The 2117-nt window shown below is 46.9% G+C and carries 1 protein-coding gene; it reads left to right on the forward strand.

The window, feature by feature from the left end; all coding sequences use genetic code 11:
- Positions 1-2117: VCBS domain-containing protein (locus tag A3738_RS09630; protein ID WP_156504159.1), on the forward strand; the 2117-nt coding region annotated here is incomplete at both ends.

The following is a 2117-nucleotide window of genomic DNA, read 5'->3' on the forward strand; positions in this document are numbered from 1 at the left end:
GGCGAAACACCTGATTTCCCAGATCTTGTCAGTACAACCACCACCTACGGCCATATAGCCATGGTTAATGGTCAATGGACCTATACCCTTGATCAAAGCAAAGTACAAGATTTATCACCCAGTGACCCCGACCCAGCCAAGCAACAAGTCGTAGATACTTATACTTTCACAGCGACCGATGGCTCAACCCAACAAGTCAGCATCACCATTACCGGGACTGAAGATAAACCTGTTATTAGTTCCGCCTATGCTTCGCCAGTGGGCGCCACTTCGACATTATCCATAACCAGTCTTGAAGTAGTTGCCAGTGCCGACCCTGCGGTGATTGATACGACGGCAGACTGGGGCAGTCAAACATCGACAGTCAGTTCAGGCTTGAAAATAGTTGGCTTATACATGCCAGGCAGTAGCCATAACGAATTGACTTCAGGTAATGAACCTACCTTAACGACAAATCATAGCGGCCAAGGAGGGTTTGCCAGAATTGATAGTCACGGCTGGTGGCAATCACACCATATTCCTAATACTGTGAATACCGGTAGTGGCGGGGCAGCAGGTACGGGTAACGCCTGGGAACATGGTATTGTAGAATTTTCAGATGGTACGCTCGGAATTATTAATCGTGTCTGCGATGGTGCGCCAAATGGCGAAGTGGATTACTTGTATTTTAGTACCTATCAGCAGTTGCATGTTGGAGCAAATCTACTTAGTGGTACCGGCGTTGCCGGTGAAACTATCCATATCGTTGAAGCAGGACACACAATAGCGACGACGGTGGTTGACGCTCACGGTCACTTTGATGTTGCTATTACAGGCCTATCTAATGGGCAGCATACTTTGTCGGTGACGAATGATCACGGAGGGTCCTCAGCACCGCATATCTATGATGTTAATAACGCCGGTATAGCCGATATTTCGCCAGCGGGTTTAACGGCTGATCTGAAAGAAGATAGTGCCCAATTTGAAGTCAAAGGAGAATTAAAAGCCAAAGATTTAGATGGTATTGATCAGCCAGAATTCACGCCGCAAGTTCAGCAGCATACTACTTATGGGACATTCTCGATTGATAGTGCCGGACATTATCATTATGCATTAGATAATACTAACTCGGCAGTCAATCACCTAGGTGTGCATGAAACCATACAAGAAAAAATTCCAGTGATTGCAACCACACTCGATGGCGAACAAGTCATCAGCAATGTGGTCATTAACATTCATGGTAGTGTTGATGCGCCGATGCTATCAGCGACTACTCACCTTGTACAGCAAGGTGCAGAAATACCGCTAGACTTGCACACAGCAATTATTGACACCGGTGGCGATACCGAAACACTTACGGTAAAAATATCAGGCTTACCGGATCATGCAACGCTGAACCACGGTAATTATAATGCCCTGTCTAAAATTTGGACGGTAGATAAGGCTGACTTAAATGGGCTTAAGGCCGATCTGCAGAACCCAAATTTTCACGGTGATATAGCCTTAACCATTACCGCAATTGCCTCGGCCGGAGGGGAAGTACAACAAACGACCAGACCATTAACCTTATCGGTTAATGCTCAACCCGAGGTCCTATCACCGGTTACAGATCAATCGATTGAAGATAATGCGACCCATGGCGTAGATTTATTACAGGGTGCCAGTGACAAAGATGCAGGTGATGTATTACACGTTAGCCATTTAAGCTATGAGCTAGATGGGGCCGCCGCTACGACCCATATTCCAGCGGGTTTTGCGCTTGCCGCTGATGGTCACACGATAACAGTGACCCCGGGCAGTGCGACGTTTCAACACTTAGCGGCAGGTGCGAGCACGACACTAATAATCAGTTATCAGGTGAACGATTCGCGTGGTGGGGCTACTGCACAGACGTCAAGCATCACGATTACCGGCACGAATGATGCGGCGACGATTAGTGGCGTGTCGACAGGACAAGTGGTTGAAGATAGTGGTCAATTAACAACCGGCCAATTACATATCGTTGATAAAGATGATGGCGAGTCTAGCTTTAAACCAGAAACGATTGTGGGCACATTTGGTACTGCACATATTGATGTAAGTGGTCACTGGACTTATGTGCCAGATAATATCAAATCACAGTCATTATCAGGGGGGCA

The organism is Oleiphilus sp. HI0066, assembly GCF_001635725.1.